21 protein-coding genes, 1 tRNA gene and 1 pseudogene are annotated in these 26281 nt (G+C 69.4%); 15 read left to right on the forward strand and 8 right to left on the reverse strand.

The window, feature by feature from the left end:
- Window positions 1–3: 3 nt before the first annotated feature.
- Window positions 4–1917 (forward strand): glycoside hydrolase family 127 protein, encoded by a 1914-nt coding sequence (locus tag BLU81_RS44695; RefSeq protein WP_092555453.1) that lies wholly within the window; start codon window positions 4–6, stop codon window positions 1915–1917.
- Window positions 1918–1946: 29 nt separating this feature from the next.
- Window positions 1947–3629, forward strand: coding sequence for a carbohydrate-binding protein (locus BLU81_RS44700; RefSeq protein ID WP_092555455.1), 1683 nt, complete (start codon window positions 1947–1949; stop codon window positions 3627–3629).
- Between the two features lie 90 nt (window positions 3630–3719).
- Here the strand turns inward: BLU81_RS44700 and BLU81_RS44705 are convergent, their stop codons facing one another.
- The 5 genes from BLU81_RS44705 to BLU81_RS44725 all read right to left on the reverse strand — a co-directional run bounded on the left by BLU81_RS44705 (window position 3720) and on the right by BLU81_RS44725 (window position 9819).
- On the reverse strand, window positions 3720–5174 hold the full coding sequence (locus BLU81_RS44705; protein WP_092555457.1) for an RICIN domain-containing protein: 1455 nt from the start codon (window positions 5172–5174) through the stop codon (window positions 3720–3722).
- Window positions 5175–5177: 3 nt separating this feature from the next.
- Complete coding sequence (locus BLU81_RS44710) at window positions 5178–6566, reverse strand: pectinesterase family protein (protein ID WP_092555459.1); 1389 nt, start codon at window positions 6564–6566, stop codon at window positions 5178–5180.
- Window positions 6567–6735: 169 nt separating this feature from the next.
- On the reverse strand, window positions 6736–7518 hold the full coding sequence (locus BLU81_RS44715) for a carbohydrate ABC transporter permease (protein ID WP_231953828.1): 783 nt from the start codon (window positions 7516–7518) through the stop codon (window positions 6736–6738).
- A 118-nt stretch (window positions 7519–7636) separates the two neighbouring features.
- On the reverse strand, window positions 7637–8515 hold the full coding sequence (locus tag BLU81_RS44720; protein WP_092555463.1) for a carbohydrate ABC transporter permease: 879 nt from the start codon (window positions 8513–8515) through the stop codon (window positions 7637–7639).
- Window positions 8515–9819 carry an ABC transporter substrate-binding protein gene (locus BLU81_RS44725; RefSeq protein WP_092555465.1) on the reverse strand — a complete coding sequence of 435 codons (1305 nt, stop codon included), beginning with the start codon at window positions 9817–9819 and terminating at the stop codon, window positions 8515–8517. The genes BLU81_RS44720 and BLU81_RS44725 overlap by 1 nt, the downstream gene beginning before the upstream one ends.
- 152 nt (window positions 9820–9971) lie before the next feature.
- Here BLU81_RS44725 and BLU81_RS44730 point away from each other — a divergent pair, with 152 nt between their 5' ends.
- From BLU81_RS44730 to BLU81_RS44745, 4 genes are all read left to right on the forward strand, one after another.
- Window positions 9972–10808, forward strand: a complete 837-nt coding sequence (locus BLU81_RS44730) for a DUF6807 domain-containing protein (RefSeq protein ID WP_092555467.1) — start codon at window positions 9972–9974, stop codon at window positions 10806–10808.
- Window positions 10805–12250 (forward strand): glycoside hydrolase family 43 protein, encoded by a 1446-nt coding sequence (locus BLU81_RS44735; RefSeq protein ID WP_092555469.1) that lies wholly within the window; start codon window positions 10805–10807, stop codon window positions 12248–12250. Before BLU81_RS44730 ends, BLU81_RS44735 begins: the two co-directional genes overlap by 4 nt.
- Before the next feature lie 146 nt (window positions 12251–12396).
- Window positions 12397–13236 (forward strand): DUF6807 domain-containing protein, encoded by an 840-nt coding sequence (locus tag BLU81_RS44740; protein ID WP_092555471.1) that lies wholly within the window; start codon window positions 12397–12399, stop codon window positions 13234–13236.
- Window positions 13233–14579 carry an ROK family transcriptional regulator gene (locus BLU81_RS44745; RefSeq protein ID WP_092555473.1) on the forward strand — a complete coding sequence of 449 codons (1347 nt, stop codon included), beginning with the start codon at window positions 13233–13235 and terminating at the stop codon, window positions 14577–14579. Before BLU81_RS44740 ends, BLU81_RS44745 begins: the two co-directional genes overlap by 4 nt.
- Window positions 14580–14651: 72 nt before the next feature.
- Here BLU81_RS44745 and BLU81_RS44750 read toward each other — a convergent pair whose 3' ends face one another.
- Entirely contained in the window at window positions 14652–15617 is a 966-nt protein-coding gene (locus tag BLU81_RS44750; protein WP_092555475.1) for an arabinan endo-1,5-alpha-L-arabinosidase, read from the reverse strand.
- 309 nt (window positions 15618–15926) lie between these two features.
- Here BLU81_RS44750 and BLU81_RS44755 point away from each other — a divergent pair, with 309 nt between their 5' ends.
- The 8 genes from BLU81_RS44755 to BLU81_RS51230 all read left to right on the forward strand — a co-directional run bounded on the left by BLU81_RS44755 (window position 15927) and on the right by BLU81_RS51230 (window position 23989).
- Window positions 15927–17099 carry an FIST signal transduction protein gene (locus tag BLU81_RS44755; protein WP_092555477.1) on the forward strand — a complete coding sequence of 391 codons (1173 nt, stop codon included), beginning with the start codon at window positions 15927–15929 and terminating at the stop codon, window positions 17097–17099.
- 3 nt (window positions 17100–17102) lie between these two features.
- Entirely contained in the window at window positions 17103–18413 is a 1311-nt protein-coding gene (locus BLU81_RS44760) for a GGDEF domain-containing protein (RefSeq protein ID WP_092555479.1), read from the forward strand.
- A 75-nt stretch (window positions 18414–18488) separates the two neighbouring features.
- Entirely contained in the window at window positions 18489–19424 is a 936-nt protein-coding gene (locus BLU81_RS44765) for a TIGR03621 family F420-dependent LLM class oxidoreductase (protein WP_092555481.1), read from the forward strand.
- 34 nt (window positions 19425–19458) lie between these two features.
- Window positions 19459–20355: a DMT family transporter gene (locus BLU81_RS44770; protein ID WP_092555483.1), complete on the forward strand. Its 897-nt coding sequence runs from the start codon at window positions 19459–19461 to the stop codon at window positions 20353–20355.
- A 96-nt stretch (window positions 20356–20451) separates the two neighbouring features.
- Window positions 20452–21132: a (d)CMP kinase gene (gene cmk, locus BLU81_RS44775; RefSeq protein WP_092555484.1), complete on the forward strand. Its 681-nt coding sequence runs from the start codon at window positions 20452–20454 to the stop codon at window positions 21130–21132.
- Window positions 21129–22568 (forward strand): ribosome biogenesis GTPase Der, encoded by a 1440-nt coding sequence (gene der, locus BLU81_RS44780; RefSeq protein ID WP_092555485.1) that lies wholly within the window; start codon window positions 21129–21131, stop codon window positions 22566–22568. Before cmk ends, der begins: the two co-directional genes overlap by 4 nt.
- Before the next feature lie 53 nt (window positions 22569–22621).
- Window positions 22622–22695: transfer RNA gene (locus BLU81_RS44785), tRNA-Pro, on the forward strand.
- A 733-nt stretch (window positions 22696–23428) separates the two neighbouring features.
- Window positions 23429–23989, forward strand: a complete 561-nt coding sequence (locus BLU81_RS51230; protein ID WP_231953829.1) for a hypothetical protein — start codon at window positions 23429–23431, stop codon at window positions 23987–23989.
- Here the strand turns inward: BLU81_RS51230 and BLU81_RS52205 are convergent.
- Window positions 23904–24176, reverse strand: a pseudogene (locus tag BLU81_RS52205) (hypothetical protein); the annotation flags it as partial. The gene BLU81_RS51230 and the pseudogene BLU81_RS52205 sit on opposite strands and share 86 nt — an antisense overlap.
- A gap of 3 nt (window positions 24177–24179) precedes the next feature.
- Here BLU81_RS52205 and BLU81_RS44790 point away from each other — a divergent pair.
- Complete coding sequence (locus BLU81_RS44790; RefSeq protein WP_092555487.1) at window positions 24180–25388, forward strand: globin domain-containing protein; 1209 nt, start codon at window positions 24180–24182, stop codon at window positions 25386–25388.
- A gap of 442 nt (window positions 25389–25830) precedes the next feature.
- Here the strand turns inward: BLU81_RS44790 and BLU81_RS48950 are convergent, their stop codons facing one another.
- On the reverse strand, window positions 25831–26196 hold the full coding sequence (locus BLU81_RS48950; protein ID WP_157752036.1) for a hypothetical protein: 366 nt from the start codon (window positions 26194–26196) through the stop codon (window positions 25831–25833).
- Window positions 26197–26281 lie beyond the last annotated feature (85 nt).

Below are 26281 nucleotides of genomic sequence, written 5' to 3' on the forward strand. Positions count from 1 at the left end.
ACCATGAGTCTCGCCCCGTACGGTCCCGTAGTCCCCACGCCCGGCGCGCTCGGCGTGTTCCGGCCGCTGCCCGCCGACGCGGTCCGGTTCGCCCCGGACGGGCTGCTCGGCGGCTGGCAGGCCCGCAACATCGCCGCCACCCTGCCACACTGCGTCGACCGGCTCGGCACCTACGGCAACCTGGACAACCTGCGGCGCGTCACCGGTGACAGCGACGCCGGGTTCCGGGGCTTCTGGTTCGCCGACACCGACGTGCACAAGACCCTGGAAGCGGCGTTCTGGTCCGGCAGCGCCCCGGCCTTCATCGAGACGGCCGCCGCGCTGCTGGAGAAGGCCCAGGACCCCGACGGCTACCTGAACTCCTACTACCAGGACGCCGCGAACCGCCCGAAACAGTGGGGTGAGCTGCACTTCAGCCACGAGATGTACACCGCCGGGCACCTGATCCAGGCGGCTGTGGCGGCAGCGCGTTCCGCGCCCGGCGATGCGGTGGCCCAGCAGGTCGTGTCGGTCGCGCGCCGATTCGCCGACCTTCTGGTGCAGCGGTACGAACAGTCGAACGAGGTCGACGGCCACCCGGAGATCGAGACGGCACTGGCCGAGTTGTACCGGGTCACCGGCCACCGCCCGTACCTGGACCTGGCCGCCCGTTTCCTCGGCAACCGTGGCCACGGCGTACTCGGGGAGGGGCGTTTCGGGTCCGCGTACTACCAGGACCATGAACCGTTGCGTGCGGTCAGCGAGGTGACCGGGCACGTGGTCCGGCAGCTCTACCTGCTGGCGGGAGCGGTCGACGTGGCCGTGGAGACCGGTGACACCGCGTTGCTGGCCGTGGCCGAACGGCTGTGGGACTCGGCGATCGACAGCCGCACCTACCTGACCGGTGGCCAGGGATCCCGGCACCGGGACGAGGCCTACGGCGACGCCTACGAGCTGCCGCCGGACCGCGCCTACGCCGAGACGTGCGCCGCCATCGCCAGTTTCCAACTCGGCTGGCGCCTGCTGCTGGCCACCGGGAACGTCGCGTACGCCGACGAGATGGAACGCGTACTGCACAACGCGATCGCCGCCAGCACCGCCGTCGACGGCACCGCCTTCTTCTACTCCACCCCACTGCAGCGGCGTACCGGGCACGACGGTGGCGGGGAGAACGCCCCCGGGCACCGGCTCGACTGGTACGACTGCGCGTGCTGCCCGCCGAACCTGGCCCGGCTGATGGCGTCGCTGCACACCTACGCGGCGACCGGTGACGACGACGGCCTGCAACTGCACCTGTACGGGACCGGTACGTTCACCACCGGCGTACACACGGTCGAAGTGCGGACCACGTATCCATGGGACGAGCAGATCAACGTCACCGTCACGTCGGACTCGGCGAACCCGTGGGCGCTGTCACTGCGGGTTCCGGCCTGGTGCGCCGACGTCCGCCTCACGATCAACGGGACTCCGGCCCCGGGCCGCTCCCAGGTCCACGACGGCTACCTGCGCCTGCACCGGATCTGGCATGCCGGTGACCAGGTCGTCCTCACGCTGGCCATGCCGGCTCGGCTGGTCGCCGCCCATCCGCGGGTCGACGCGGTCCGGGGCGCCGCCGCCCTGGTCCGGGGGCCGCTGGTCTACTGCCTCGAACACGCCGACACGACCGGCTCGCTCTTCGAGGACCTCGAACTCGACCCGGCGGCCCCGATCTCCGTCGCGTACCACAGCAGTGGACTGTCGCCGGTCACGCTGCGGGTTCGGGTACGCGTACGGCCGCTGGGGAATGTCGCTCTTTATCGCGATCTCGGCAGCACCGCGGCGGGGGCGGCGACCGCGACCGTCACCGCCATCCCCTACTTCCTGTGGGCCAACCGAGAGCCGGGCCCGATGCGGGTCTGGATCCCCCTCGTACCGCATTTCGTGCCGCAGGAGGACTAACCGTCCATCATCCCCACCGAGGTGAAACCGTGCGCAGACTCACCGCTCTGTTACTGGTCGTCGCCGGGCTGGCCGTCCCCAGCCCGGCGCAGGCCGCCGGAAACACCCTCACCGTCGACGTCGGCACCGTCGTCCGGCCGGTCACGCACGTCGCGTCCGGCGGCCTCTACGCCACCGACATCGGCACCAAACCGCCGCTGGAGCAGATGTACCCGCTCCGGCTCAACCACCTGACCCAACCGCCGCCCGGCGTGCAACAGCTCGGCAACGGCGCGACCACCCCCTGCTGCGACGGCCTGCTCGCCGCCGGCAAGGTCACCAGCGCGGGTGCCCAGCAGTTCTGGCGGCTGCCCGACATCTACAAGGACTTCCCCTACCGGTGGGTGAGCTGGGCCGACTGGGAGTCGAAGGTCCGCACCATGGTCAACGCCCGGCTGGCCGCCGGGACCACCACCAACGTCGACGGCTACGAGCTGTGGAACGAACCCGACTGGACCTGGAACACCAGTGCCGCCGGTACGTTCGACGCCGGGTGGACCCGCACCCACCGCCTGATCCGCACGCTCGACACGGTCACCCCGATCGTCGGGCCCAGTCACGCCGTCTACAACCACGACTGGATGGTCGGTTTCCTCACCAACGCCCGGGACACCGCCACCCTCCCGGACGTGATCGTCTGGCATGAACTGGACAACGACTCGTACCTGAACGTGCAGGCGCACGTCGCCGACTACCGGGCCGTCGAGTCGTCGCTCGGCATCTCGCCGCGTCCCATCTCGATCAACGAGTACGCGTCGCCGTCCCAGGTCGACATCCCCAGCGTCTCGGTGCACTACATGGCGGTCTTCGAACGGCACGGGATCCGGTCGGCGGAGCGCGCCTACTGGTACGAGGCGGGCACCCTCAACGGGCTGCTCCACAACAACCTGCCGACGTCGTCGTACTGGACCTACAAGTGGTACGGCGACCAGTCCGGCAACGTCGTTCGTACCACGCCCGGATCCTGGTTGGAGGGTGTCGCCGCGTACGACAGCACCCGCAAGATCGTGAACGTGGTGTTCGGCGGGGACAGCGGCGACAACACCGTCCGGGTCACCGGGCTCGGGGCACTCGGTACGCAGGTGCGCGCCACGGTGGTACGCAGCGGCATCACCGGCCGTACCACGAATCAGAGCGCGCCGATCGCGGTGTCGTCGGGCACCTACCCGGTGTCCGGTGGCGCGATCAGTGTGCCGGTGACCGGGATGCACGCGTGGGACTCCTACCAGCTGCTGGTCACCCCGACCTCGGGCGTGCCGGCCTGGCAGCAGCGGTACGAGGCGGAGAACGCCACCGTCGTCAACGCCGGCCGGTTCTCGTCCGGGTCGGCGTCCAACGGCGGCTACGTCGGGCAGATCGACGGCTCGGCGAACCCGCGCAACCAGTCGTTCGTCGACTTCCTGGTCAACGTGCCCGCCGCCCGTGGTTACGCGCTGACCATCGGGTACGCGAACGGCACCGGCGCCACCGCCACGCAGGGCCTCGCCTACAACGGCAGCGCCTGGCAGACCGTCAGCTATCCGGCGACCGCGGCATGGGGTGTCTTCGGCTCCACGATCAGCACATCGGTGACGTTACGGGCCGGCTGGAACATGATCCGCCTGGCCAAGGGCTCCCCGGGCCTGACCGCCGCCACCGGTTACGCCGAACTGGACTACATCAACTTGACGTAGCCCGCCACGGCTCGCTGGTGTCCCGGGCAGTGTGGTGAGCCGGGGTTCGAATCGAACCGCGACTCACCACACAGCGGGGACGTCGGCCGCCTAGGTGCCGATGTTGGCCTGAGGGCCGGCGTAGGTGCGCAGCAGCGCGGGGACGTCGGCTGCGGCATCCAGGGTGTACGAGTAGAAGCTGCCCGGTGTGAACGCCGAGCCACTCGTCACCTGGTTGCCGGTGCAGCTGACCAGGATGCTGCCGCTCTGCCGGAGCTGGGCGGTCGCGTCGGGGTAGAACGGGTCCTTGACGCTCTGGAAGTAGCTGTTCTCCAGGACCATCTTCGTACTGCCACGGGAGTAGTTGCCGTACCCGGTGATGTTCTGCAGGTAGTTGTTGTAGAGGTGCGCGTAGGCGACGTTGTCGGTGCTCGGGTTGCGCTGGCCGGTGTCGTGGATCCAGTTGTGGTGGATCGTCATGCGGGCGGTGACGTTGTCGGTCCAGCCGATGCCGAACGCCTTGTTGCCCTGGGCCAGAACGTTCCACGACACCGTCAGGTACGTGGTGTCCTTGCGCGAGTCGATCAGCCCGTCGTTCATCCGGGTGATCAGGTTGTGGTCGATCCAGATGTGATCAGCGGTGTCCATCTGGATGCCGTCGTAGTCGTACACGTCGTCACCCGGGTCGTCGTCGGCCATCCTGGTGTCCCGGATGGTCAGGTTCCGGATGATCACGTTGCGGGTGCCGGCGCCCAGGAAGAAGCCGCCGCCGACGATCTGGCCGCTCGTGCCGACGCCGACGATCGTCTTGTTCGAGGTCACCGGGATCTCGGTGCCGAGCGGGCTGATGGTGATCGCCGCACCCACCCGGATCACGTACGAGCCGGACATCGCGGCGTAGCGGGCCAGGTCGGCCTGGGTGGTGACGGTGACCGTGGTACCGCCCGCACCGCCGGTGGTGCCGCCGCCGGTCGACGCGAAACCGTCCGGGGCCGTCGGCCAGGTGCGTCCGGCCGTCGACACGAACGCCCACTGCTTGTTGGTGTTGGCGGTGCAGGTCTCCTGGATGATCGCGCCGCCTGAGGTGGTGGAGGCGTCTTTGTCGGAGATGCAGAGGCCGCTGTTCACGTTGACGAGTTGGTAGGTGTTGGTGCCGCTGGCGGTGAGTGTCCATTGTTGGTTGGCTTGACTGGATACACATGTGTATTGCTGGAGTTGAGTGCCGGAGGTGGTGGACCAGTCGGGGACGTCGACGCACTTGCCGCTGTTGACGTTCTTGATCAGGTAGGCCGAGCCGGAGGCGACCAGGGTGAACTGTTGCCAGTTCGCGTTGTCGGTGCAGCCCCACTGCTGGAGCAGGGCGCCGTTCGCGGTGGACGCGGCGGGCACGTCCAGGCACATGCCGCTCTTGGTGACTTTCAGCTGGTAGGTGACTCCGGTGGACGGCGCGGCAGCGGCCGGCGACGGGGTGGACCCGACCAGGACGGCCGCGCCCAGCAGCAGGGCCGCGAACAATCCGCGGGCCGGCGTGCGAGAGGCGCTTCGCGGTTCGGTTCGTCTGCGCATCGGTCAGCCCACCGGATTCCAGCCGTCGGAGCCCGCGAGATATCTCTGCGGGGTGTGACTGGCGGCCGTCGCATCGCTCATCTGCGGCCGGTTGCTGTTCTGGGTGGCGCCGGAGCCGGTGTTCTTGTATTCGAAGAAGCGGGCGTTCTTCCACGAGTTGGACGACATGTCGGTCCACGGCTGCGCGGTCGCGATCGTGGCGCTCAGACTGGTCTCCCGATAGAGCACCTGCGCGTCGGCGCCCCACGGGCGGCCCAGCTGGGTGGTGTTGCTGGTCGCGCCGGTCACCGCGCACTTGTAGAAGAGGAAGCCGTATGCGGTGGCGGCATCGGTCTTGGCCGCCGTGATCGGGCCGCCGGTACTGCGTTTCTGGTAGATCGCCGTGTTGTTGAAGACCGCGGTGCCGCTGCCGAAGATGAAGTCGACGGTGCCTTCGACGTAGCTGTTCCTGACGTAGTGCCGGTAGTTGTTGACCAGCAGGGTGTCCTGGGCACCGAGGAACCGCACGTTGTCGAAGACCGACCGGTCGCCGTTGAGGTTCGCGGCCACCGCCTGACTGCCTTCGCCGTAGTCGTTGGACAGGGTCAGGTTGGTGGCGGCGAAGTTCGCGCCGTTCACGAAGACGGTGGCACTGCCCGACGTGCCGTAACCACCGGCTGAACTGTGGTTGTTGACGATCACCGTCTGGCTCGCCGACGAGCCGAGACCCTGCAGCGTGACGTACGGCTTGTTCGACGGGATCGTGACGATCTCCCGGTAGGTGCCCGCCTTGATGGTGATGGTGCGCCGGGTGGTGTTGTTCGCCGGGACGGCGTCGATCGCGGCCTGCACGGTGGTGTACTGGCCGGTGCCGTCGGAGGCGACGGTCGCCGCGGCAGTGCTGCCGGTGACGAACGCCCACTGCTTGTTGGTGTTGGCGGTGCAGGTCTCCTGGATGATCGCGCCGCCTGAGGTGGTGGAGGCGTCTTTGTCGGAGATGCAGAGGCCGCTGTTGTTGTTGACGAGTTGGTAGGTGTTGGTGCCACTCGCTACGAGTGTCCATTGTTGGTTGGCTTGACTGGATACGCATGTGTATTGCTGGAGTTGAGTGCCGGAGGTGGTGGACCAGTCGGGGACGTCGACGCATTTGCCGCTGTTGACGTTTTTGATCAGGTAGGCCGAGCCGGAGGCGACGAGGGTGAACTGTTGCCAGGTGGAGCCGGTGGTGCATCCCCACTGCTGGAGCAGGGCGCCGTTCGCGGTGGACGCGGCGGGGACGTCCAGGCACATGCCGCTCTTGGTGACTTTCAGCTGGTAGGTGACTCCGGCCGAGGGTGCGGCGGCGGCCGGCGACGGGGTGGACCCGGCTATCACCGCCGAGGTCAGGAGCAGGACTGCGAAGAGCCTTCGCATGATGGGGATCCTTCCGTGGGGGACACCGCCGGGGGATCGGCGGCGGTGGTGCCGGCCGCCGGGATCGGCGGTCGTGGCGACCGCCGGGGGATCGGCGGTCGTGGCAGCCGTCCGGGGAAGGGCGGCGCCGGCTGAGAATGCGGTTCTCGGTGTTCCCGTTGGCCCGGGTCTATCGCAATCCGGTGGTGGCGATGCCTTTCACGAGGTGTTTCTGTCCGGCGATGAAGAAGCCGATGACCGGGGCCAGCGACACGAACGACATGGCGAACATCTCGCCCCACATGCTCTGGCCCTCGGAGTCCATGAACTGCCGGAGTGCCAGCGGCACCGTGTAGAGCTCCGGGTCGGTGAGGTAGAGCAGCGGGCCGAAGAACTCGTTCCACACCGAGATGAAGGTGAAGATCGCGGTGGTGGCGAACGCCGGCCGGCACAGCGGCAGGACGATCCGCCAGAAGATGCCGAACGGGCCACAGCCGTCGATGCGGGCCGCGTCGTCGAGTTCGGTCGGCAGCGACCGCATGAACTGGACCATCAGGAAGATGTAGAACCCGTTGGTCGCGAGGAAATGCGGAACCAGCAGCGGATAGTACGTGTTGAGCCAGCCCAGTTTGTCGAAGAGCACGTACTGCGGCACGACCAGGACGTGACCGGGCAGCATCATCGTGCCGAGCATCATGGCGAAGAACAGCTTGCGGCCGTGGAAACGCAGGCGGGCGAACGCGAACGCGGCCAGCGAGCAGGACAGCAGATTGCCGATGATGCTGAGGACCACGATCACCAGGGAGTTGACCAGGTAGATCTCGAACGACTCCCGTAGGGACGTCCAGCCGCGCGCGTAGTTGCCGAACTCCCACACCGACGGCCACAGCGACTCGTCGGTGAAGACGCTGTTGCTGGGCTTGAAGGAGCTGGAGATCAGCCACAGCAGCGGGTACATCATGATCAGCCCCACCAGGCACAGTGCCAGGTGTCTGCCGAACCGTGGGCGGCGCGGCCCCGCATTAGACACCTGAGCTACGGCTGGCCGTGACTCAGCGGTTTTATCGAGCATCAGCGACATCGAAGCCCCGTCAGTTGTCGTAGAAGACCCAGTAACGGGCGGCGAGGAAGTTGATCGCGGTGAATCCAGCGATGATCATCAGGAGCAGCCACGCCATCGACGACGCATAACCCATGTCGAACTCGGCGAACCCCTTCTGATACAGGTAGAGGTTGTAGAACAGCGTCGCCTGACCGGGACCGCCGGTGCCGTTGCTGATCACGTACCCCTGGGTGAAGGTCTGAAAGGACGCGATCAGCGACTGCACCAGGTTGAAGAAGATGATCGGGCTGAGCAGCGGCACCGTGATCGCCCGGAACTGCCGCCACGGCGAGGCGCCGTCCATCGAGGCGGCCTCGTAATACATCGCCGGGATCTGCCGCAGCCCGGCCAGGAAGATCACCATCGGCGAGCCGAACGTCCACACGTGCAGCAGGATCAGCGTGCTCAGTGCGTACCGCGGATCGCTCGCCCATCCCGGCCCCTGAATCCCGAACCAGGCCAGGAAATCGTTGACGATGCCGTCGTAGGCGAAGATGTACCGCCAGAGCATGACGATCGCGACGCTGCCGCCCAGCAACGACGGCAGGTAGTAGACACTCCGGTAGATCGCCAGGCCGCGCACCCCACGGTCGAGCACCATCGCGACGGCCAGGGCCACGATCAGGGACATCGGCACCGACACCACCGTGTAGACGACCGTGACCTTCAGCGACTGGTGCAGGGTCGTATCGCCGAGCATCTCCCGGAAGTTCGCCAGCCCGGCCCAGCGCGGCGGGGTGAGCAGGTCGTAGTCGGTGAACGCCAGATAGAGCGACGCGAAGAACGGGGCGATCATGAAAAGCGTCCCGGCGAACCAGGGCAGCAGGAACAGGTAACCGGCCCGGTCCTGGCGCACCGCAGCGGTCATCAGGTGATCGCTTTGCGGGCCTCGGTGACGAACTGGTCGCCGGCTTGTTTGGCGGTGGTGCGCCCGAACTCGACCTCGGTGCTGAGCGTCTTGAGGATGTTGGTGAGCTTGCTGGCGCCCAGCGGGTACGGGTACGACGGCGGCAGCTTCTCGTTCTGGAGTCTGGCCAGGAAGTCGGCGGACCGCTTGTTGTCGGCCTCCAGCGCCGGCGCGATCTGCTCGGCGATGGCCCGGTTCGGCGGCACTCCACGGGTGGTGCCGGCCACCTTCGCCGCCTCCGCGTCGTTGATCAGGAAGTTCAGGAGAGCGAGAGTCTCCTTCGGGTGCTTCGAGACGGCCGCGATCGACCAGAGCGCCGGAGTGTCGATGGACTGCCCGCGCCGCGGTGCCCCGGATTCGCCGGGGATGCGCAGCAGTTCCAGGGTGCCGCCGCAGGTCTGGTTGTAGCCGAGCAGGTTGTTGGTCGGGATGATCTGCGAGGCGATCGACTTCTTCGCCAGGTAGGACTGGGCCGGGGAGGCGCCGTTGTTCTGGTCGATGAACCCGGCCGGCGGGAAGGCACCCCGGGCGCGCAGGTCGAGGGTGAGCTGGAACCAGGCGGTGACGGTGGCCGCGGTGGCGCCCAGCTTTCCGTCGGCGGTGAAGAAGTCCTCACCGCGCTGACGGGCGAAGACCAGCAGGTTGGCGACCGTCCACGGTTCGAAGTTGGATCCGTACACCTTGTTGTCGCTCGCCTTGGAGATCTGGGCGGCGAAATCACCGAACTGTTCCCAGCTCCAGGTGTCGCCGTCCGGGATGGCCACGCCGTACTTGTCGGTGAGCGCCTTGTCGACGACGAAACCGATGGTGTTGAGCCCCGACGGCACGCCGAATGACTGCGGCCCGACCTGGCCGAGCGCGGCGGCCTGCGGGGTGAGCCCGGTCAGGTCCAGGGCGCCGGACTGGGCGGTGAGGTCGAGCAGGCTGCCGCGGTCGGCGTACTCGCGGAGGCTGTCGAAGCGCATGGCGAGGAGGTCCGGCGGGTCACCGGCGGCGAACCGGGCGGCGAGTTTGTCCTTGTACGGGCTGCTGTCCTGATATTCGGTGCGGACCCGGACACCCGGGTTGGCGCTCTGGAACAGGTCGAGTGACTTCTGGGTGAGTTCGGCGCGCTGGGCGTCACCCCACCACACCATGTTGATCTCGGTCTTCCCGTCGTCGCCGCCTTTGCCGCCGAAGCCGCGCCCACAGGCGGGCAGGGTGGCGGCGAGCCCCGCGAGACCGGCCAGCTTGAGTGCCTGGCGTCTAGGGACATGGTTGACCATCTGGTCCTCCCGATCCGTCCATCGATTTGTTTCAGTGTTTTATCTATCGAGTGGAGTCCATGTCAACAGCTCACCCAGCTGGACATTCGCAGGAAATGTAAGTTTGTTACAGAGGTTGACGTAAATGCCTTGGCGTCGGTAGCTTGCCGCACATGCCGACCGTTCAGGCGCACGACCTGCGCTGTGCGGGCCGTGTCGTGGCCCGCTACGTCTGGGACCCGCAGCTACCCGCCACCGTCTCGCCCCGGCCCTACCTGCACCCGGTGACCACCCTGGCCGGCACCACCGTCACCGGCTTCATGCCCGACGACCACCGGCACCACCTCGGCGCCAGCATCGCCGTCCCCACCCTGAACACGGCCAACTTCTGGGGCGGCCGCACCTGGATCCCCGGCCGCGGCTCGACCCACCTGGACAACCACGGCCGGCAGGGTCACCAGCGCTGGCTGCACCGCGCCGACGACCGGGTCGAGCAGGAGCTGCTGTGGACCGCCCGGGACGGCCGGGCCCTGGCCCACGAACACCGGGTGCTGGCCGTCGAACAGCTCTCCCTGGACGCCTGGGTGCTGCACGTCGCGTTCGCGCTGACCAGCGCCACCGGCGATGCCCTGACCATCGCCAGCCCCGGAGCGAACGGCCGGGCCGGAGCCGGTTACGGCGGCTTCTTCTGGCGGGCGCCCGCCGGGCCGGCCGGGGTGCGGGCCTTCGGCGGAGACTCCGACCACGACGTGCACGGCAGCCGGGACCCCTGGATCGTCCTCAGCGGCGGTCATCCACCCTGGACGCTGATCTTCCTGGCCGGCCCGGCCACCGACCCCTGGTTCGTCCGTTCCGACGACTACGCCGGGGTCTGCGCAGCCATCGCCTGGGACAGCCCGCTGACGATCGCGGCCGGTGAGGTCTTCGCCCGGGAACTGCGGATCATCATCGCCGACGGCCCGGCTACCCCCGAGACGATCGCCGCCGCGACCGCAAGGACGTCCGGATGACCTATCGCAACCCGGTTCTCTTCGCGGACTTCTCCGACCCCGATGTCGTACGGGTGGGCAGGGACTACTGGATGACCGCTTCCAGCTTCAACCGGGTGCCGGGACTGCCGCTGCTGCACTCCACCGATCTGGTCGACTGGCGGCTCACCGGGTACGCGCTGGCCCGGCTACCGGACCGGTACGACATGCCCCGGCCCGGCTGCGGCGTGTGGGCCCCGGCTCTGCGGCACCACGACGGGCGGTTCTGGATCTGCTACCCCGACCCGGACCTCGGCATCTTCGTGACCACCGCGGACGATCCGGCCGGGCCGTGGAGCGAACCGCGGCTCATCCTGCCCGGCCGCGGGCTCATCGACCCGTGCCCGCTGTGGGACGACGACGGTGACACCTATCTGGTGCACGCCTGGGCCCGCAGCCGGTGCGGCTTCAACAACCGGCTGACCGCTCACCGGATGACGGCCGATCTCACCCGCCCCCTGGACGCGGGCACGGTCGTCGTCGACGGTGACACCATCGACGGTTGCCGGACCCTCGAAGGGCCCAAGTGGTACCGCCGCGACGGCTGGTACTGGATCTTCGCCCCCGGCGGAGGAGTGACGAACGGCTGGCAGTACGCGATGCGGTCCCGGCACGTGTTCGGCCCGTACGAGCCCCGGATCGTCCTCGCCCAGGGCGACACCGAGGTCAACGGCCCGCATCAGGGCGCCTGGGTGGAGACCGAAGCGGGCGAGAGCTGGTTCCTGCACTTCCAGGACCGGGGCGCCTTCGGCCGGATCGTCCACCTGCAACCGATGCGCTGGGGCGCTGACGGCTGGCCGGTGCTCGGCGCCGACGGCTCACCAGTGCCGTCCCACCGCGACCCGCTTCCCGCCCCCGCAGTTTCCGGGGCACGCCGCGCAGCCGGATCGCCGTGGAGTTGGCCGGCCAATCCGGAACCCGGGTGGCTGCTCGACCGTCCCGGTGCCGGGTTGCGGCTCGCCTGTCTGGCGAAGGACGGCACCGACCTGCGGGCCGTCCGCAACGTGCTCGGGCAGCGGCTGAGCGGACCCCGGACGCGGGCCGAGGTCGAGCTGACGTTGCGCGCCGGAGTGGGCGCGCGGGCCGGGCTGGTGCTGCTCGGCCGTACCTACGCCTGGATCGGTCTGGAGAACCGGCCCGACGGCACCCATCTGATCTGCCGCGCCGCCGACGGCGACGCGGAACAGGACGTGGCGGACCCGGTCACGGTCCCCGCCGATACGCCGGTGCGGCTCAGCGTGGCCGTGACCGGTTCGGCGGTGGTCCGGTTCGCCGCGGAGATCGGCGGTGAACGGCGGTTGTGCGGCCCGCCGTTCACCGCCACCTCCGGCCTCTGGGTCGGCGCGACCCTCGGTCTGTTCGCCGTCGGCCCGGACGGTTTCGCGGACTTCGGTCCCCTCGACATCACGCCGGAGGAGCCATGACCCCCGGGTCCGGCCGTCCCGAACTCGACCCGGCACGGGCCCGGCGGTGCACGATCGCAAGCCATCGGGGCGGCTGGCGGCCCCGCGTCTGACCGTAGTCGATGACTATCCTGCTCAGATGTCGCCCGACCAGCCCGGAGGCCGCCGTGACCGGTGACGCCCCAGCAGTCCTGCGTCTCGGCGGCCACCCGGTCGCGGAGTACGTGTGGCGCCCGGAACTGCCCGTCGCACTGTCGCCCCGCCCGTACCTGCATCCGGTCCGCACCCTCGGCGGCCTCACCGTCACCGACCTGATGCCGCTGTCCCACCGCCACCACCTGGGCGTCAGTGTCGCCGTCGCCGAGGTGGACGGGGCCAACTTCTGGGGCGGCCGCACGTTCATCCCCGGTCACGGCCCGGCCTGGCTCGACAATCAGGGCTCGCAGGAGCATGTGCGCTGGCTGCGCCGCACCGACACGCACCTCAGTCACACGTTGCGCTGGGTGACCATCGACGGACGGCCGCTGCTCGCTGAACGCCGTGACCTGTCCTGCCGTCCGGCCGGTCCCGGCGCATGGGCCCTGGACTTCGGCTTCGCCCTCACCAACACCACGGGGGAGACGCTGCCGGTGCGCAGTCCGGCCGCGCACGGCCGGACCGGTGCCGGTTACGGTGGGTTCTTCTGGCGGGCACCTTCCGGTCACTGCCAGATCAAGACCCGGTGGGGTACGGGTCCCGAAACGGTCCACGGGCGGCGCGCCGGCTGGCTGACGGTCCTCGGGGACGGCTGGTCGCTGGTGTTCATCCCGGTCGGTGCCGAGACCCGGGCCGACCCGTGGTTCGCGCGCACCCGTGACTACCTGGGGTTCGGTTCCGCGCTGGCCTGGGACGAGCCGCTGCTGCTGGCACCCGGTGCCACGGTGGCCCGGCGGATCGTCACCGTGGTCGCCGACGGTCCGGTGGGCACCGAGCGGGCCGACGCGTACGCCGCCGAAACGGCCTCATGACCCGCCCGGTGCACCGGGTCGCGCCCGCGACGGACAGCCCGATCCGTCAGGACGGTCTGCGCGCCCACAATCTGATCCTGACGTTCCGGCAGATCGCCGGTTCCCGTCGTGCCCCGATCTCCCGCAGCGAGTTGTCCACGGCCACCGGCCTGACCCGCCCGACCATCTCCCGCATCGTCGACGAGTTGCTGGCCGCGGGCCTGATCGTGGAGGCCGCACCGGCTCGTTCCGGGAACAGCGGCCGTCCCCGGGTGGGCCTCAGCCTGGCCCGCACCGGCCCGGCCGGCCTGGGCCTGGACATCCGGGCCGGTGCCCTCTCCGCGTGCGTGGTCGACCTGTCCGGAACCGTCCGCCACCTGGACTTCCTGCCACATCCCACGGTCCCGCCGCCTGTCCCGCCGGCCTCTGTCCCGCGGGCCTCTGTCGCGCGGGCCTCTGTCTCACCGCCTTCCGGTCCGTCGCCTTCCGGGTTGTCGGTCTCCGGCTCGCCGCTGGGGAGTTCGCTGGGGAGTCCGGTGGGGAGTCCGGTGGGGACGTTGCGGGCTCTGGCCGGGATGGCGGAGCGGGCGATCGCGGCGGCCGCCGCCGAGGACCTGACCGTCGTGGGGGCGACCCTCGCGGTGCCCGGTCCGGTGGAGCGGGAGACGCTCGTCCGGTTCGCGCCCGCTCTGGGCTGGCGTGACGTCGACGCCGGAGCGGTTCTCGGGGAGCTGATCGCCGCGCCGGTGTCGGTCGGTAACGACGCCGCGCTGGCGACTCTCGGCGAGTTGTACGCGGGCCCGCCCGAACTGCGGGACTTCGTCTGTGTGAGCGGCGAGTTCGACATCGGCGCCGGGATCGTGCTCGACGGTGCGCCGCAGCGCGGGTCCCGTGGTTATCTGGGGCATGTGACGGTCGCCGCCGGTGGACGGTCCTGCGCGTGCGGGGCGACCGGCTGTCTGCAGGGTTACGCCGGACTGCGGGAGATCCTGATCGCGGCCGGTGGCGACGACACCGGTGCGGCCCCGGCCGTGGCGATCGACGAACTGGTGACCGCCGGGGCGCCACGGGTGATCCAAGCGCTTGACCGGGCCGGTACCGCGCTCGGGGTGGCGCTGTCCGCGCTGCTCAACCTGGCCGAGGTCGACACCGTGCTGCTCGGCGGCGGGTACTCGCTGCTGGCGTCCTGGCTGACCGAGGGCATCGAGCGGGAGATCCGGTCCCGGGTGCTGACCGCCCGCTGGTCCCCGGTGCAGGTGCGTCCGGCACCGCTGGGCCCGGACGCGGCGGCGATCGGCGCGGCCCTGCACGCCGTCGACCGGGTCCGCCGCGACCCGAACCGCTGGCTGGCCCGCACCCGGTAGAGCGCCGGCGCGACAGGGCCCGGAGCGGCAGGGCCCGCCGGGGCAGGGCGCCGGAGCGCCCTGCCGGGGCCGTCAGTAGACGTACGGCCAGGCTGAGGAATCCCAGCCCAGCAGGTTGATGCCGAGTTTCGCGGTGCCGGATGCGTTGTAGTAGTGGTAGACCAGCACGTCGGCGTCGGTGTCGGTGAAGACCGCCGGGTGGCCGGGGCCGTAGATCGCGTCGTGCGTGGCGAGGATCTCGGTGCCGCCGCCGGCGGTGGTGTAGGTGCCGGCCCGGTCCCGGTACGGTCCGGTGATGCTCGTCGACCGGGCCACCATCGTGCGGTACGTGCTGGACGCGCCCTGACAGCAGAAGTCGAACGACATGAACAGGTAGTAGTAGCCGTTGCGGTAGTGGATGACCGGCGCCTCCACCGACTTGCTGTTCACGAACCGCTCGGCGATGTTGTAGAGCGTGGAGTCGGCGCGCAGCCCGGTGCTCGCGTTCAGTTTGACCATCTTGATGCCGGACCAGAACGAGCCGAACGTCAGCCACCACTCGCCGGACGAGGTGACCGTGAGGTTCGGGTCGATGGCGTTCCAGTTGCTCGACGTGGTCGACTCGATCACCTTGCCGATGTGGGTCCAGCTGCCGGACGTGCCGGTGGTGCTGGTGGCCAGGAAGATCGCCGACTTGCTGGAGCCGAACGTGGAGGCCGAGTAGTACAGCCAGTACTTGCCGTTGCGGTACGAGACGTCGGGCGCCCACAGGTTGGCGCCGTTGTTGGTGTAGGCATTGGCCCACGAGGTGCCGTTCGGGAACGCCTTCCCGGCGTCGGCGAAGGCGGTCCGGTCGGCGGACGTCTTCAGGGTGATGCCGTCACCGGTGTGGGCGAGCAGGTAGCCACCGGCCGGGCGCTTGACCACGGACGGGTCGTGCACGTTCGTCGAGCCGGTCACGGCACCCGGGCCGGGGTAGGCGGCGGCGTGCGCGACGCCGGGGGCGGTGAGGGCGAGGATGCCGGCCAAGCCGGCGAGCAGCAGCTTACGAACTCTCATGAGGTGTCGCCTCCGCTGGGGATGCGCGTTCTCCGCTCGGGGAAGCGGTGCGCGGCGGGACCGCCTCGACGGGGAAATCGAGACAGCTCTATTTCCTGTATGTTAACGATAACAATCGATTCGTCAAGCGTCTTGGGCCGCATTCGGCCCGGCGGACGCTCGTCGGCCCGGTGTCCCGCCCACCTCGCGTGACCGCCACGGGACTGTCGACGTCCGTACCAGAGGCAATTGATCTAAGAATTCGATCTGGACCGCCGATCATCTGGTCCGGACGGCGCGTGCAGGCGTGCCGACGGCGAAGGAGTGGACATGGGCGCGCCCGCAGAACGATGGTTCGGAGTCGGGCGCAGCCTGGCCGAGGACCCGGCCGAAGCCGGCGCGAAAGCCTGCCGGGAAGCCGTCGGCGGTCGCCGGGCCGGACTGCTGATCGTCTTCGCGTCGCTGTCGCACGCCACCCTGGCGATGGCCGAGGCGGTGCACGCCGAAGCCGGTGGTGACGTGCTGATGATCGGCTGCTCGACGTCGGGGGAGTTCACCGCGGACGGGCGTGGCGCCGGAGTGGTCGTCCAGGCGCTCGGCGGGTTCTCGGCGGCGGTGCGAGCGGTCCCGCACACCGTCACCGACCTGTACGAAGCAGGTGTCACGGCGGCCTCCTGCCTCGACGACATCGACGGTGACCACCAGGTCGTGCTGCTGCTCGGTGACGGGCGCAGCAGTGACCAGCAGGAGATGGTGCGCGGCGCCTACACGGTCGCCGGCGCCGCGGTGCCGCTGGTCGGCGGCTGCGCGGGCGACAACGTCACCCAGACCGGGACCTACGCGTTCTTCAGCGACGGCACCGGTGTTCAGGTGATGCCGAACGCGGTCCTGGGCGCCGCGCTCGGCGGGCCGAATCCGTTCGGTGTCGGCATCGAACACGGCTGGCACAAGACCGGCGACCCGATGGTCGTCACCCGCAGTGAGTCCGGCACCATCCTCGAACTCGACGGCGAACCGGCCCTCGACGTCTACCTGCGCCGCACCGGCGGGTCCGCGGACCTGGCCGGCGACCCCGGCGCGTTCCTGAACTTCGCGACCGTGCGTCCCCTCGGCCTGGCCCGCCGCAGCGGCGAGGACATCCGCATCATCTTCGCCGCCGACCCCGCCGCCCGGTCCATCTCCGGCCTGGCCGACACCCCGGAAGGCGCGATGGTCTGGTTCATGGAAGCCGACCGCGACGCGGTCGTCGACGCCACCGCCACCGCGGCGTCCGCGGCCATCACGTCCCTGGACGGCGCGGCGCCGCTGGGGGTCCTGGTCTTCGATTGCTGCGTACGGCCGCTCGCGCTCGGTGACGACGGCATCGACCTGGCCGTGTCCCGTCTGCGCGAACAGCTCGGTTCGCTGCCCTACGGCGGCTTCTACACCAACGGGGAGATCGTCCGCCGGCCGCAGGCCAAGGGCATGCATCACCTGACCGTCGTCGCCCTAGCCGTCAGCTGACCCATGTCCGGCTGGTCCACGCTGCAACTCACCGAGTTCTTCAGCGCCATCACCCGCTCCGGGTCGATCGGCAGCGCCGCCCGGCTCGCCGTCCAGCGCGCCGCCGAAGCCACCGACGCCGAAGTGGCGGCCGTGGTGTGCGACGACACGGTGCCCGCCGCCATCGGCCTCGGCCGCAACGCCGACCCGGCGGTCTTCACCGGCCTGCACCCCGGTACCGCCCACCTCGGTTCCCGGCATCTGACCGTGCAACTCCTGGACCGGGACTCGGCGGAACGGCTGATCGTCGCCCGGGACGACGAGCCGTTCACGGCCGAGGAACGGCAGATGCTCCAGGGCATGGCCCGGGTCCTGGGACTGGCGTTCCGGGGACTGCGCACCCTGGAGGCCGAACGCGGTCTGCGACAGGCCCTGGAACGCCGCGAACGCCTGCTGGAGACGCTGCTGCGGGTGCAACGGCACGCCAACCAGCGGACCCCGCTCGACGAGGTGCTGCAGATGATCACGTCCGGTGCGGCGTCGCTGCTGGAGGACGTCACCGTCGCCCTGGTGCTGCGGGGCACGGTGGCCTCGATGAGCGGCCGCCCGTGCGACGCCGAGCTGCTGACCGGCCCGTTGAGCGGCTTTTCGACCGGCGCCGCCTGCTCAGCGCCGGTTCACGTCGACGGTACGGTGGCCGGTTCCCTCGTCATCGTCGGCGGCATGGCCGACTCCGAACGCCAGGACGTCCTCGACGCCTTCGCCGAACAGGCCAGCTTGGCCCTGACCGGCGCACACACCCTCGCCGCCGTACACGAGGCCCACCACGACCCGCTGACCCGCCTGCCCACCCGGGGCCTGTTCCTGCAACAGGTCGAGGACACCCTGGCCGCCGACCCGTCCCCGGCCGCGGCGGCCCTGCTCTACCTGGACCTGGACCTGTTCAAGCAGGTCAACGACACCCTCGGCCACGCCGCCGGCGACGACCTGCTGCGCGCGGTGGCCGGCCGCCTCCGCGCCGCCGTCCGCGACACCGACATGGCGGCCCGCCTCGGCGGCGACGAGTTCGCCGTTCTCCTGGACCCGCTGACCCACCCCGGCCAGGCCCGCGAGATAGCCCAGCGGATGATCGACTCGATAGCCCACCCGTACGACATAGCCGGCCGCACCGTGACCACCCGCGCCAGCGTCGGCATCGCCTACAGCGGCGGCCGCACCGCCGAACGCCTGCTGGAGGAAGCCGACGTGGCGATGTACCGCGCGAAGAAGACCGACAAGGGAACCTTCCAGGAGTTCGAACCCCAGATGCGACTCGAACTCCCGAAAGCCTGCTGACGGTAGTCGATCGAACACCCTCTGCCTGCCGCAGAATTGCTGGGTTCCGGGCCGGGCCGATGACACGCTCGTCAGGTGACCACGTTCGCGCTTCAGGCGCAGCCCACCGACGCCGCGTCCTGGCTGGAACTGGCCCGCAGGGCCGAGACCGCCGGATTCGGCACGCTGCAGGCCGCCGACCATCCCGGCTCCTGCGCCGCCCCGTACGTGGCCCTCGCCGCCGCGGCCGCCGTGACCAGCCAGATCCGGCTCGGGGCGTACGTCGCCAACGCCGGAGTCCGCGAGCCGCTGCTGCTCGCCGCCGACGTGGCCACCCTCGACGTGGTGTCCGGCGGGCGCGCCCACCTCGGCCTCGGCGCCGGCCACACCCCGGCCGAGTGGCGGGCCGTCGGCCTGGACCGCCCGGACGTCGCCGGCCGGGTCGGCCGCTGCCTGGCCGTGGCGGAAGCGGTCCGGGGCCTGCTCGACGGGCAGACCGTCACCGCCGACACCCCGCACCTGCGCCTGTTCGACGCCAGCCTCGACAAACCCCGGCCGGTCCAGGAGCACGTCCCCCTACTGCTGGGCACCGCCAACACCCGGATGCTGCGCTGGGCGGGCGCACACGCCGACATCGTCGGCCTGACCGGTTTCGGCCGCACCCTGCCGGACGGCCACCGGCATGACGCCCGCTGGCGCCTCGACCAGATCGACGCTCAGGTTGAGGCGGTGCGGTCCGGCGCGACCGGCCGTGACACCGGGCCGGAACTGGAGGCGCTGGTTCAGGTGGTGGAGGTCACCGACGACGCCGAAGCGGTCGCCGCCGCGCACGCCGAGGAACTGGGCATGTCCGTAAATGATCTCCTGGAGGTGCCGTTCGTCCTGGTCGGCACGATCGCCGAGATCCAGTCCGCGATCGAGCGCCACGAGAAGCGCTGGGGCATCACCCGTTACGCGGTCCGGGCACCCGCCTTCGACGCCGTCGAGTCCCTCGGACTGCTGCAGCCGGGCGCGAGGTCCGATTCCCGCTAGCGCTCACCCCGCGCGGCACGGTTGGATCATTGAAATGACCGACGATCTGGTACGTCCATCGCGTACCGCCCTGGCCGCGGCTGCCGTGACGGTGATCCTGTGGGCGTCCGCGTTCGTCGGCATCCGTGCCGCCGCACCGTACTTCTCCCCCGGCTCACTGGCCCTCGGCCGCCTTCTCGCCGGCGCCGCCACGCTGCTGATCTTCCTGGCCGTGCGCCGTCAGGGCCTGCCACCACGAGCCGCCTGGCGCGGCATCGTGATCTCCGGCGTGATCTGGTTCGGCCTCTACATGGTGGCGCTGAACTGGGGCGAGCAGCTCGTCGACGCCGGTACCGCGGCGATGCTCGTCAACATCGGTCCCGCCGTGATGGCCCTGCTCGCCGGCTGGCTGCTGGGCGAGGGCTTCCCGCCCCGGCTGATGGCCGGGATCGCCGTCTCGTTCGCCGGGACGGTGATCGTCGGCTTCTCGATGTCCGGCGGCGGCGGTACCTCGGTGCTGGGAGTGGTGTTGTGCCTGGTCGCGGCGGTGACGTACGCCGCCGGGGTGGTCGCTCAGAAGCCGGCGCTGCGGTACGCGACCGCACTGCAGGCCACCACGTTCGGCTGCCTGATCGGGGCGGTCGCGTGCCTGCCGTTCGCCGGGCAGCTCGTCGCCGACGTGGCCGCGGCGCCGTGGACGATCACCCTCAGCGTCGTCTACCTGGGCGTCTTCCCGACCGCGATCGCATTCACGACCTGGGCCTACGCACTGGCGCGGACGACCGCGGGGAAAATGGGCTCGACTACGTACGCCGTACCGGCAATCGTGGTCCTGATGTCCTGGCTCGTCCTGGGTGAGGTCCCGGGCTGGCTGACTTTGATCGGTGGTGTCCTGTGCCTGGCGGGCGTCGCGGTGTCCCGTAGCCGCCCGGCGCCCGGCAGCGCGTCTTGATCGTTTCCGGTGCCGGACCGGCCCGGGTTCGTCGATGACTGCGCGCACGGGCACAATGGGAGGGTTGGTTTGGCGGCGAGCCCCTCAGGAGGAACGGTGGCCTTTCAAGAACGGCCGGAGAAGTGTGTGGTGGCCGTCGACGGCCCGTCCGGGTCGGGCAAATCCACCGTCTCCCGGCGACTGGCCACCGCGGTCGACGGCGTCTACCTCGACACTGGGGCGATGTACCGGGCGATCACCTGGTCCGTGCTCAACGCCGGTGTCGATCTGACCGACCAGGACGCGATCGCCAAGATCGCGCTGGAGACCGAACTGTCGATCGGCACCGATCCCACCGCCCCGCACTTCGCGGCGAACGGCACCAACGTCGACGCCGCGATCCGCGGCCCCGAGGTCACCGGCGCCGTCTCCGCGGTCGCCGCCGTCCCGGTTGTCCGGAAACGCCTGGTGGCGCTCCAGAAGGCCATCATCGCCGGCCACCCGCGCATCATCGTCGAAGGCCGCGACATCGCGTCGGTCGTAGCCCCCGACGCCGACCTGAAGGTCTACCTGACCGCGTCCGCCGCCGCTCGCGCCGCCCGCCGCAGCGCCGAGGACGCCACCGATGTCGCCGCAACCGAGGCCGATCTGGCCCGCCGCGACGAGCTCGACTCCAGCCGGGCCGTCGATCCCCTCAAGCAGGCGTCCGACGCCCTCGAGGTCGACACCACCGGCATGGGCATCGACGAAGTCGTCGCCCACCTCCTGCATCTGCTGAACAGCAAGGTAAGTAAGTGACTGAGCTTCCCGCCGGCCTCGACCTCAACGACTTCGAGGGCGGGTTCGACTACGGTTCCTCCGGCCCCGACTCGGCGTCGTCCGAGGAGTTCACCGGCCCCGTCCCTGTCGTCGCCGTCGTCGGCCGCCCCAACGTGGGCAAGTCGACGCTGGTCAACCGCATCATCGGCCGTCGTCAGGCGGTCGTCGAAGACAAGCCCGGGGTGACCCGGGACCGAGTCCCGTACGACGCCCAGTGGACCGGCCGGCGCTTCACCGTCGTCGACACCGGCGGCTGGGAACCGGACGCACGTGACCGGGCCGCCGCCATCGCGGCCCAGGCCGAGATCGCCGTCCAGACCGCCGACGTGGTCGTCTTCGTCGTCGACGTCTCCGTCGGCGCCACCGACGTCGACGAGGCAGCCGTCAAGATGCTGCGCCGCAGTCACAAACCGGTCATCCTGGTCGCCAACAAGGCCGACAACCAGAACCTGGAACTGGAAGCGGTCTCCCTCTGGTCCCTGGGCCTCGGCGAGCCGTTCCCGATCTCGGCCCTGCACGGCCGTGGCTCCGGTGACCTGCTGGACAGCATCCTCAACGCGCTCCCGCCCACCCCGCCGGCGACCGAGGGTGGCCCGCGCGGCCCCCGCCGGGTGGCCCTGGTCGGCCGGCCCAACGTCGGCAAGTCGAGCCTGCTCAACCGGGTCGCGAAAGAGGAACGGGCAGTAGTCGACTCGGTGGCCGGTACCACCGTCGACCCGGTCGACAGCCTGGTCGAGATGGACGGCGAGATCTGGCAGTTCGTCGACACCGCCGGCCTGCGCAAACGAGTCCAGCAGGCCTCCGGTACGGAGTACTACGCCTCACTGCGCACCGCGGGCGCCGTCGAAGCGGCCGAGGTCGCGGTGGTCCTGCTGGACTCCGGCGACGTCATCAGCGAACAGGACCAGCGCGTCATCACCCAGGTCATCGAAGCCGGCCGGGCCCTGGTGATCGCCTTCAACAAGTGGGACCTGGTCGACCCCGACCGCCGGTTCTACCTGGACAAGGAAATCGACCGCGACCTCAAACGGGTGACGTGGGCGGTCCGGGTCAACATCTCCGCCAAAACCGGCCGAGCCGTCGACAAACTTGCCCCCGCCATCCGCCGCGCCCTGGCCTCGTGGGAGACCCGAGTCCCGACCGGCGCCCTGAACCAGTGGCTGACCGCCCTGACCCAGGGCACCCCTCACCCCGTCCGAGGCGGCCGGGCCCCCCGCGTCCTGTTCGCCACACAGGCAGGCGTGGCCCCGCCCCGCTTCGTCCTGTTCACGACGGCCCCGTTCGACGCGGGTTACATCCGCTTCATCGAACGCAAGCTGCGCGAAGAGTACGGCTTCGAAGGAAGCCCGGTCGAGGTCACCGTGAAGCCCCGGAAGAAGCTGGGGCCGGGGGGTCGCGGAAAGGCCCACGGGTGAGGTTGGTAGTCTTTAGGAGATGTCGCGCGGGGCTTTAGGGCACCGGGCGGGATCGGGCTGTAGCGCAGCTTGGTAGCGCACTTGACTGGGGGTCAAGGGGTCGCAGGTTCAAATCCTGTCAGCCCGACGGAACAAAAGGCCAGCGTAGCTGGCCTTTTGCATGTCCGGACATCGATGCGCCAGCGACGGCGTGACACGCATTTTTGCACGTACGCGCGTACGGTTTACCCCGGGATTCCGGCCGATCTTCGTTCCCTGCTCGTACTCAGCGGCCCGTGAGCCTTCCGTCTGCGGTGGCCTCGTCTTCGGGGGTGCTGGTTGAGCAGGGCGTTCCTGGCTGGATTGATCGGATCTCGGCGCGACGGAGCTCCTTGTCGGCGATGACGAACGTCGATGCATGTCTCCGTCCTATGTGTATGATCACGACACTTCGATGACACGTACGCCCGTACGGTGATCTTCATCTGGTTCGCCGGGCCCGTTCCTGGGCCGGTGATTCCATGATCGTGGTTGGCGACGTGGTGCGGAAGTTGGCTGCGGTTGTCCCGGGTTGTCCGCGGTAGTCCCGGGGACCGACTGAGGCCCCTGCAGCGGGCGGCGGCGGGCAGGTGATCGGCACGAGGAGCCCGCGGCCTTTGGTGGTCGATGTCAGGCGGCACTGCCGGTCGAATCCTGTCTGCTCCTGCGCCGAGTGCGGCGGCTGATCAGGCAACCGTCGCACTGATGGCGGGAAGGCCTTGTCCTGCTGTCCCGCTCGCCCCGGGCTGGTGCAGCACCCGAAGCGCCGCTTCTTGCAGGAGTCGCTGAAGCCGCCCCTGTCTCCTACCCGCTGGTAGCTCGCCGACCAGTACGACCTGGGCATGGAGTGTGCTGGCTGGGTACTGCCCGACGCCGACGCCGAGGTGGTGATCCGAGACGATCTCGGCGGCCGCGAATTCATCGCGTTCTGGACGATCGACGGGCGGGTCGCCGCCGATATGAACGTCAATGTCTGGGACGTCACCGATACGGTGCAGGATCTGATCCGCGGCGGGCTGGCCGGGTACGCGGGTCGACCCGGCCCGGCTGGCCGACCCGGACGTCCCGCTCGAGGACCTGAAGTGACCGGCGACGAACTCGCCCGGTTGCGCCGCTGTGAGGACTCCGGCGCCACCTGGCGAGTGATCGTCCGTACGCCCGAGGGCGTCGAGATCGCGCTGCTCACCTGTGATGCGGGCGAGGAGATGGACCGGTTGCGCTCCGCCGACCCGACCTGCTCGACTACCGGGACACGCCTTAGCGGTCCGACTGCCAGTTCTGCCGGGTGCGGTGCCAGCAGCCCGGCTCGGCCAGGTATTGCGGCCAAGACACGGGCTGGGCGCTCGTCTCCAATTGTGCCTCACGAACTGGGCCCGAGCTCGAACGCGCCGCCACCACCGTGAGGTAACGACAGCGCATTGGGTGCATCTGCACCAAATAGCTGCGCAAGCGGGAATCGCACCTAGGCTGAACGTGATCGGCTGCCCGGGCGGGTACTGGGTCTCCCACGAGACCCGATGCGGGGTGTTCCGGGCCGCAGGGCTGCGAGTCGTCGTGTCGCGCCCGCGTGATGACATCACAGGGAGCCATATCGTGTTATCAGATCGAGCCCGGCCCGTGATCCAGGCCACGTTGCCCGTCGTCGGCGAGCACATCGAGGAAATCGCCCAACGCTTCTACGCGCACATGTTCGCCGCGCACCCTGAGTTCAAGGACGGCATGTTCAACCGCGGCAACCAGGCCGAGGGCTCCCAGCCGAAAGCCCTGGCCGGCTCGGTCGCGGTCTTCGCCGGCACGCTGCTGGCCGTTCCCGAGCAGTTCCCCGACCGGCTGCTGACCAGGATCGCGCACAAACACGCCTCCCTCGGCATCCGCCCCGACCAGTACCCGGTGGTTCATGACCATCTGATGTGGGCCGTCGGCGACGTGCTCGGCGATGCGGTCACTCCCGAAGTCGCTGCGGCTTGGGACGAGGTCTACTGGCTGATGGCGTACGCGCTGATCAACCAGGAACGCGGTCTGTACAGCGCGCGAGGGGTCACCGCCGAACGGGTGTGGCGCCAGTGGCGGGTCGCCGAGAAGATCCAGGAGACCGGCGATGTCGTCACGTTCGTCATGCGCCGCATCGACGACCGGCTGGTCAAGACGTCACTGCCCGGCCAGTACGTCAGCGTGCTGGCCGAGATGGCGGATGGGGTACGCCAGCCGCGGCAGTTCAGCCTGACCCGCGCCGACGACGGCGAACACCGCTACTTCGCCGTCAAGCGGGTACACGGCGGCGGCAAACCCGACGGCGAGGTGTCGAATCTGCTGCACGACCGGATCCAGCCCGGTGACGAGCTGACCATGAGTGTCCCCTACGGTGACGTGGTCCTGGACGACTCCGGCCGCCCGGTAGTCTTCGCCAGCGCCGGCATCGGCGTCGCCCCGATGGCCGGAATGCTGTCGCACATGGTCGCGGCCAGCTCGCACCTCACCGTGACCATGTTGCACGCCGACACCAACGAAAGCTCGTTCCCGCTGCGCCGGCAGATCGCCGACGATCTCGCCCATCTGCCCAAGTCGCGCATCTACACCTGGTACGAGAACGGCGCCCACAGCGACCTGCCGGTCACGGGCGTGTTCGCCGGCACGATGAACCTCGCTCAGGTCGAACTCCCCGACAGTGCCGTCTACTACCTGTGCGGGCCGCTGCCCTTCCTGCAGGCGGTCCGCGGTGCGTTGATCGACCACGGGATCCCTGCCCGGGACATCCAATACGAGATGTTCGGCCCCGACCTGTGGCACGCCGACACCGAATAGCCCACACAGCCCCGGGCTACTGCGCCATTGCCGACGACATCCCGAAACTGCATGCGTCCCACCTACGACGTTGCAAGGTCGCCGGTTTCATCGCGGGGCGAGGCCGGAGGGCAGGCGACCTCCGGGCCCGGCACGACAGATGGGGCGATCATGAGTCAGCAACCGACATCGACCCGTATCGTCCCGGTCCGCCGGGACGGGCTTCGGTCCACGTCATCGGCGGATCTCATCCGGGACACCTCGGTGCCGCCGCAACAGCCGACGCCCTCGCCGTCATCTAACCCGGATGGCAACCCGGCAACCTCGTCGATCTCCCCGCTCCTACCAACCTGACCCAGCCTGTCCACCGAAGAACAGGAAGCGACATGAATCCCACCTCATTGATCACCCTGGTGGACGAACATCTCGCGCTGGCCCGCCAGGCATCCAGCGGTCGCAGCGCCTACACCGTGTACGGGGCCATGCCCGCACCCTGCGCCAGACGCTCATAGCTCTCGTCGCGGGCCAGCGCCTCGACGAGCACGAAAATCCCGGCGAGGCGACGCTGCAGGTCCTCCACGGGCGTATCCGTCTCACGGCCGACACCGCGTCGTCCGACAGCGCCGCCGGCGACCTGCTCACGATCCCGGACGCCCGGCACGCGCTCGAAGCTCTCGAGGACGCCGCCGTGCTCCTGACGGTGGCCAAAATATGACCAGTCAGGCTCGCGAGGAACGTTGGAACGGAAACAGGCATTACCGGCGAATGCGGTCGGCCTCTGCTCGAGTCGGGTCACCAGTGTGCCGATCAGGCCGTACTCGACGCTCAACTAGGTCAGGCTTAGAAATGTGATCGAACATTGCGGCGCTGGCGGATCGCCACCCGGGTCGTCATGCTCGCCGGCTTGGGTGTCG

The sequence above is a fragment of the Actinoplanes derwentensis genome (genome assembly GCF_900104725.1).
In the GTDB taxonomy this organism is placed as follows: Bacteria; Actinomycetota; Actinomycetes; order Mycobacteriales; family Micromonosporaceae; genus Actinoplanes; species Actinoplanes derwentensis.

Bases quoted from the DNA above. Each gene is read 5' to 3' on its own strand.
- BLU81_RS44770 (WP_092555483.1), top strand. From the start codon at position 19,459: ATGACCGACGATCTGGTACGTCCATCGCGTACCGCCCTGGCCGCGGCT.
- BLU81_RS44710 (WP_092555459.1), bottom strand. From the start codon at position 6,566: ATGCGAAGGCTCTTCGCAGTCCTGCTCCTGACCTCGGCGGTGATAGCC.
- BLU81_RS51230 (WP_231953829.1), top strand. From the start codon at position 23,429: ATGGAGTGTGCTGGCTGGGTACTGCCCGACGCCGACGCCGAGGTGGTG.
- BLU81_RS44745 (WP_092555473.1), top strand. From the start codon at position 13,233: ATGACCCGCCCGGTGCACCGGGTCGCGCCCGCGACGGACAGCCCGATC.
- BLU81_RS44705 (WP_092555457.1), bottom strand. From the start codon at position 5,174: ATGCGCAGACGAACCGAACCGCGAAGCGCCTCTCGCACGCCGGCCCGC.
- BLU81_RS44725 (WP_092555465.1), bottom strand. From the start codon at position 9,819: ATGGTCAACCATGTCCCTAGACGCCAGGCACTCAAGCTGGCCGGTCTC.
- BLU81_RS44735 (WP_092555469.1), top strand. From the start codon at position 10,805: ATGACCTATCGCAACCCGGTTCTCTTCGCGGACTTCTCCGACCCCGAT.
- BLU81_RS44730 (WP_092555467.1), top strand. From the start codon at position 9,972: ATGCCGACCGTTCAGGCGCACGACCTGCGCTGTGCGGGCCGTGTCGTG.
- BLU81_RS44720 (WP_092555463.1), bottom strand. From the start codon at position 8,515: ATGACCGCTGCGGTGCGCCAGGACCGGGCCGGTTACCTGTTCCTGCTG.
- BLU81_RS44750 (WP_092555475.1), bottom strand. From the start codon at position 15,617: ATGAGAGTTCGTAAGCTGCTGCTCGCCGGCTTGGCCGGCATCCTCGCC.
- BLU81_RS44760 (WP_092555479.1), top strand. From the start codon at position 17,103: ATGTCCGGCTGGTCCACGCTGCAACTCACCGAGTTCTTCAGCGCCATC.
- BLU81_RS44695 (WP_092555453.1), top strand. From the start codon at position 4: ATGAGTCTCGCCCCGTACGGTCCCGTAGTCCCCACGCCCGGCGCGCTC.
- BLU81_RS44755 (WP_092555477.1), top strand. From the start codon at position 15,927: ATGGGCGCGCCCGCAGAACGATGGTTCGGAGTCGGGCGCAGCCTGGCC.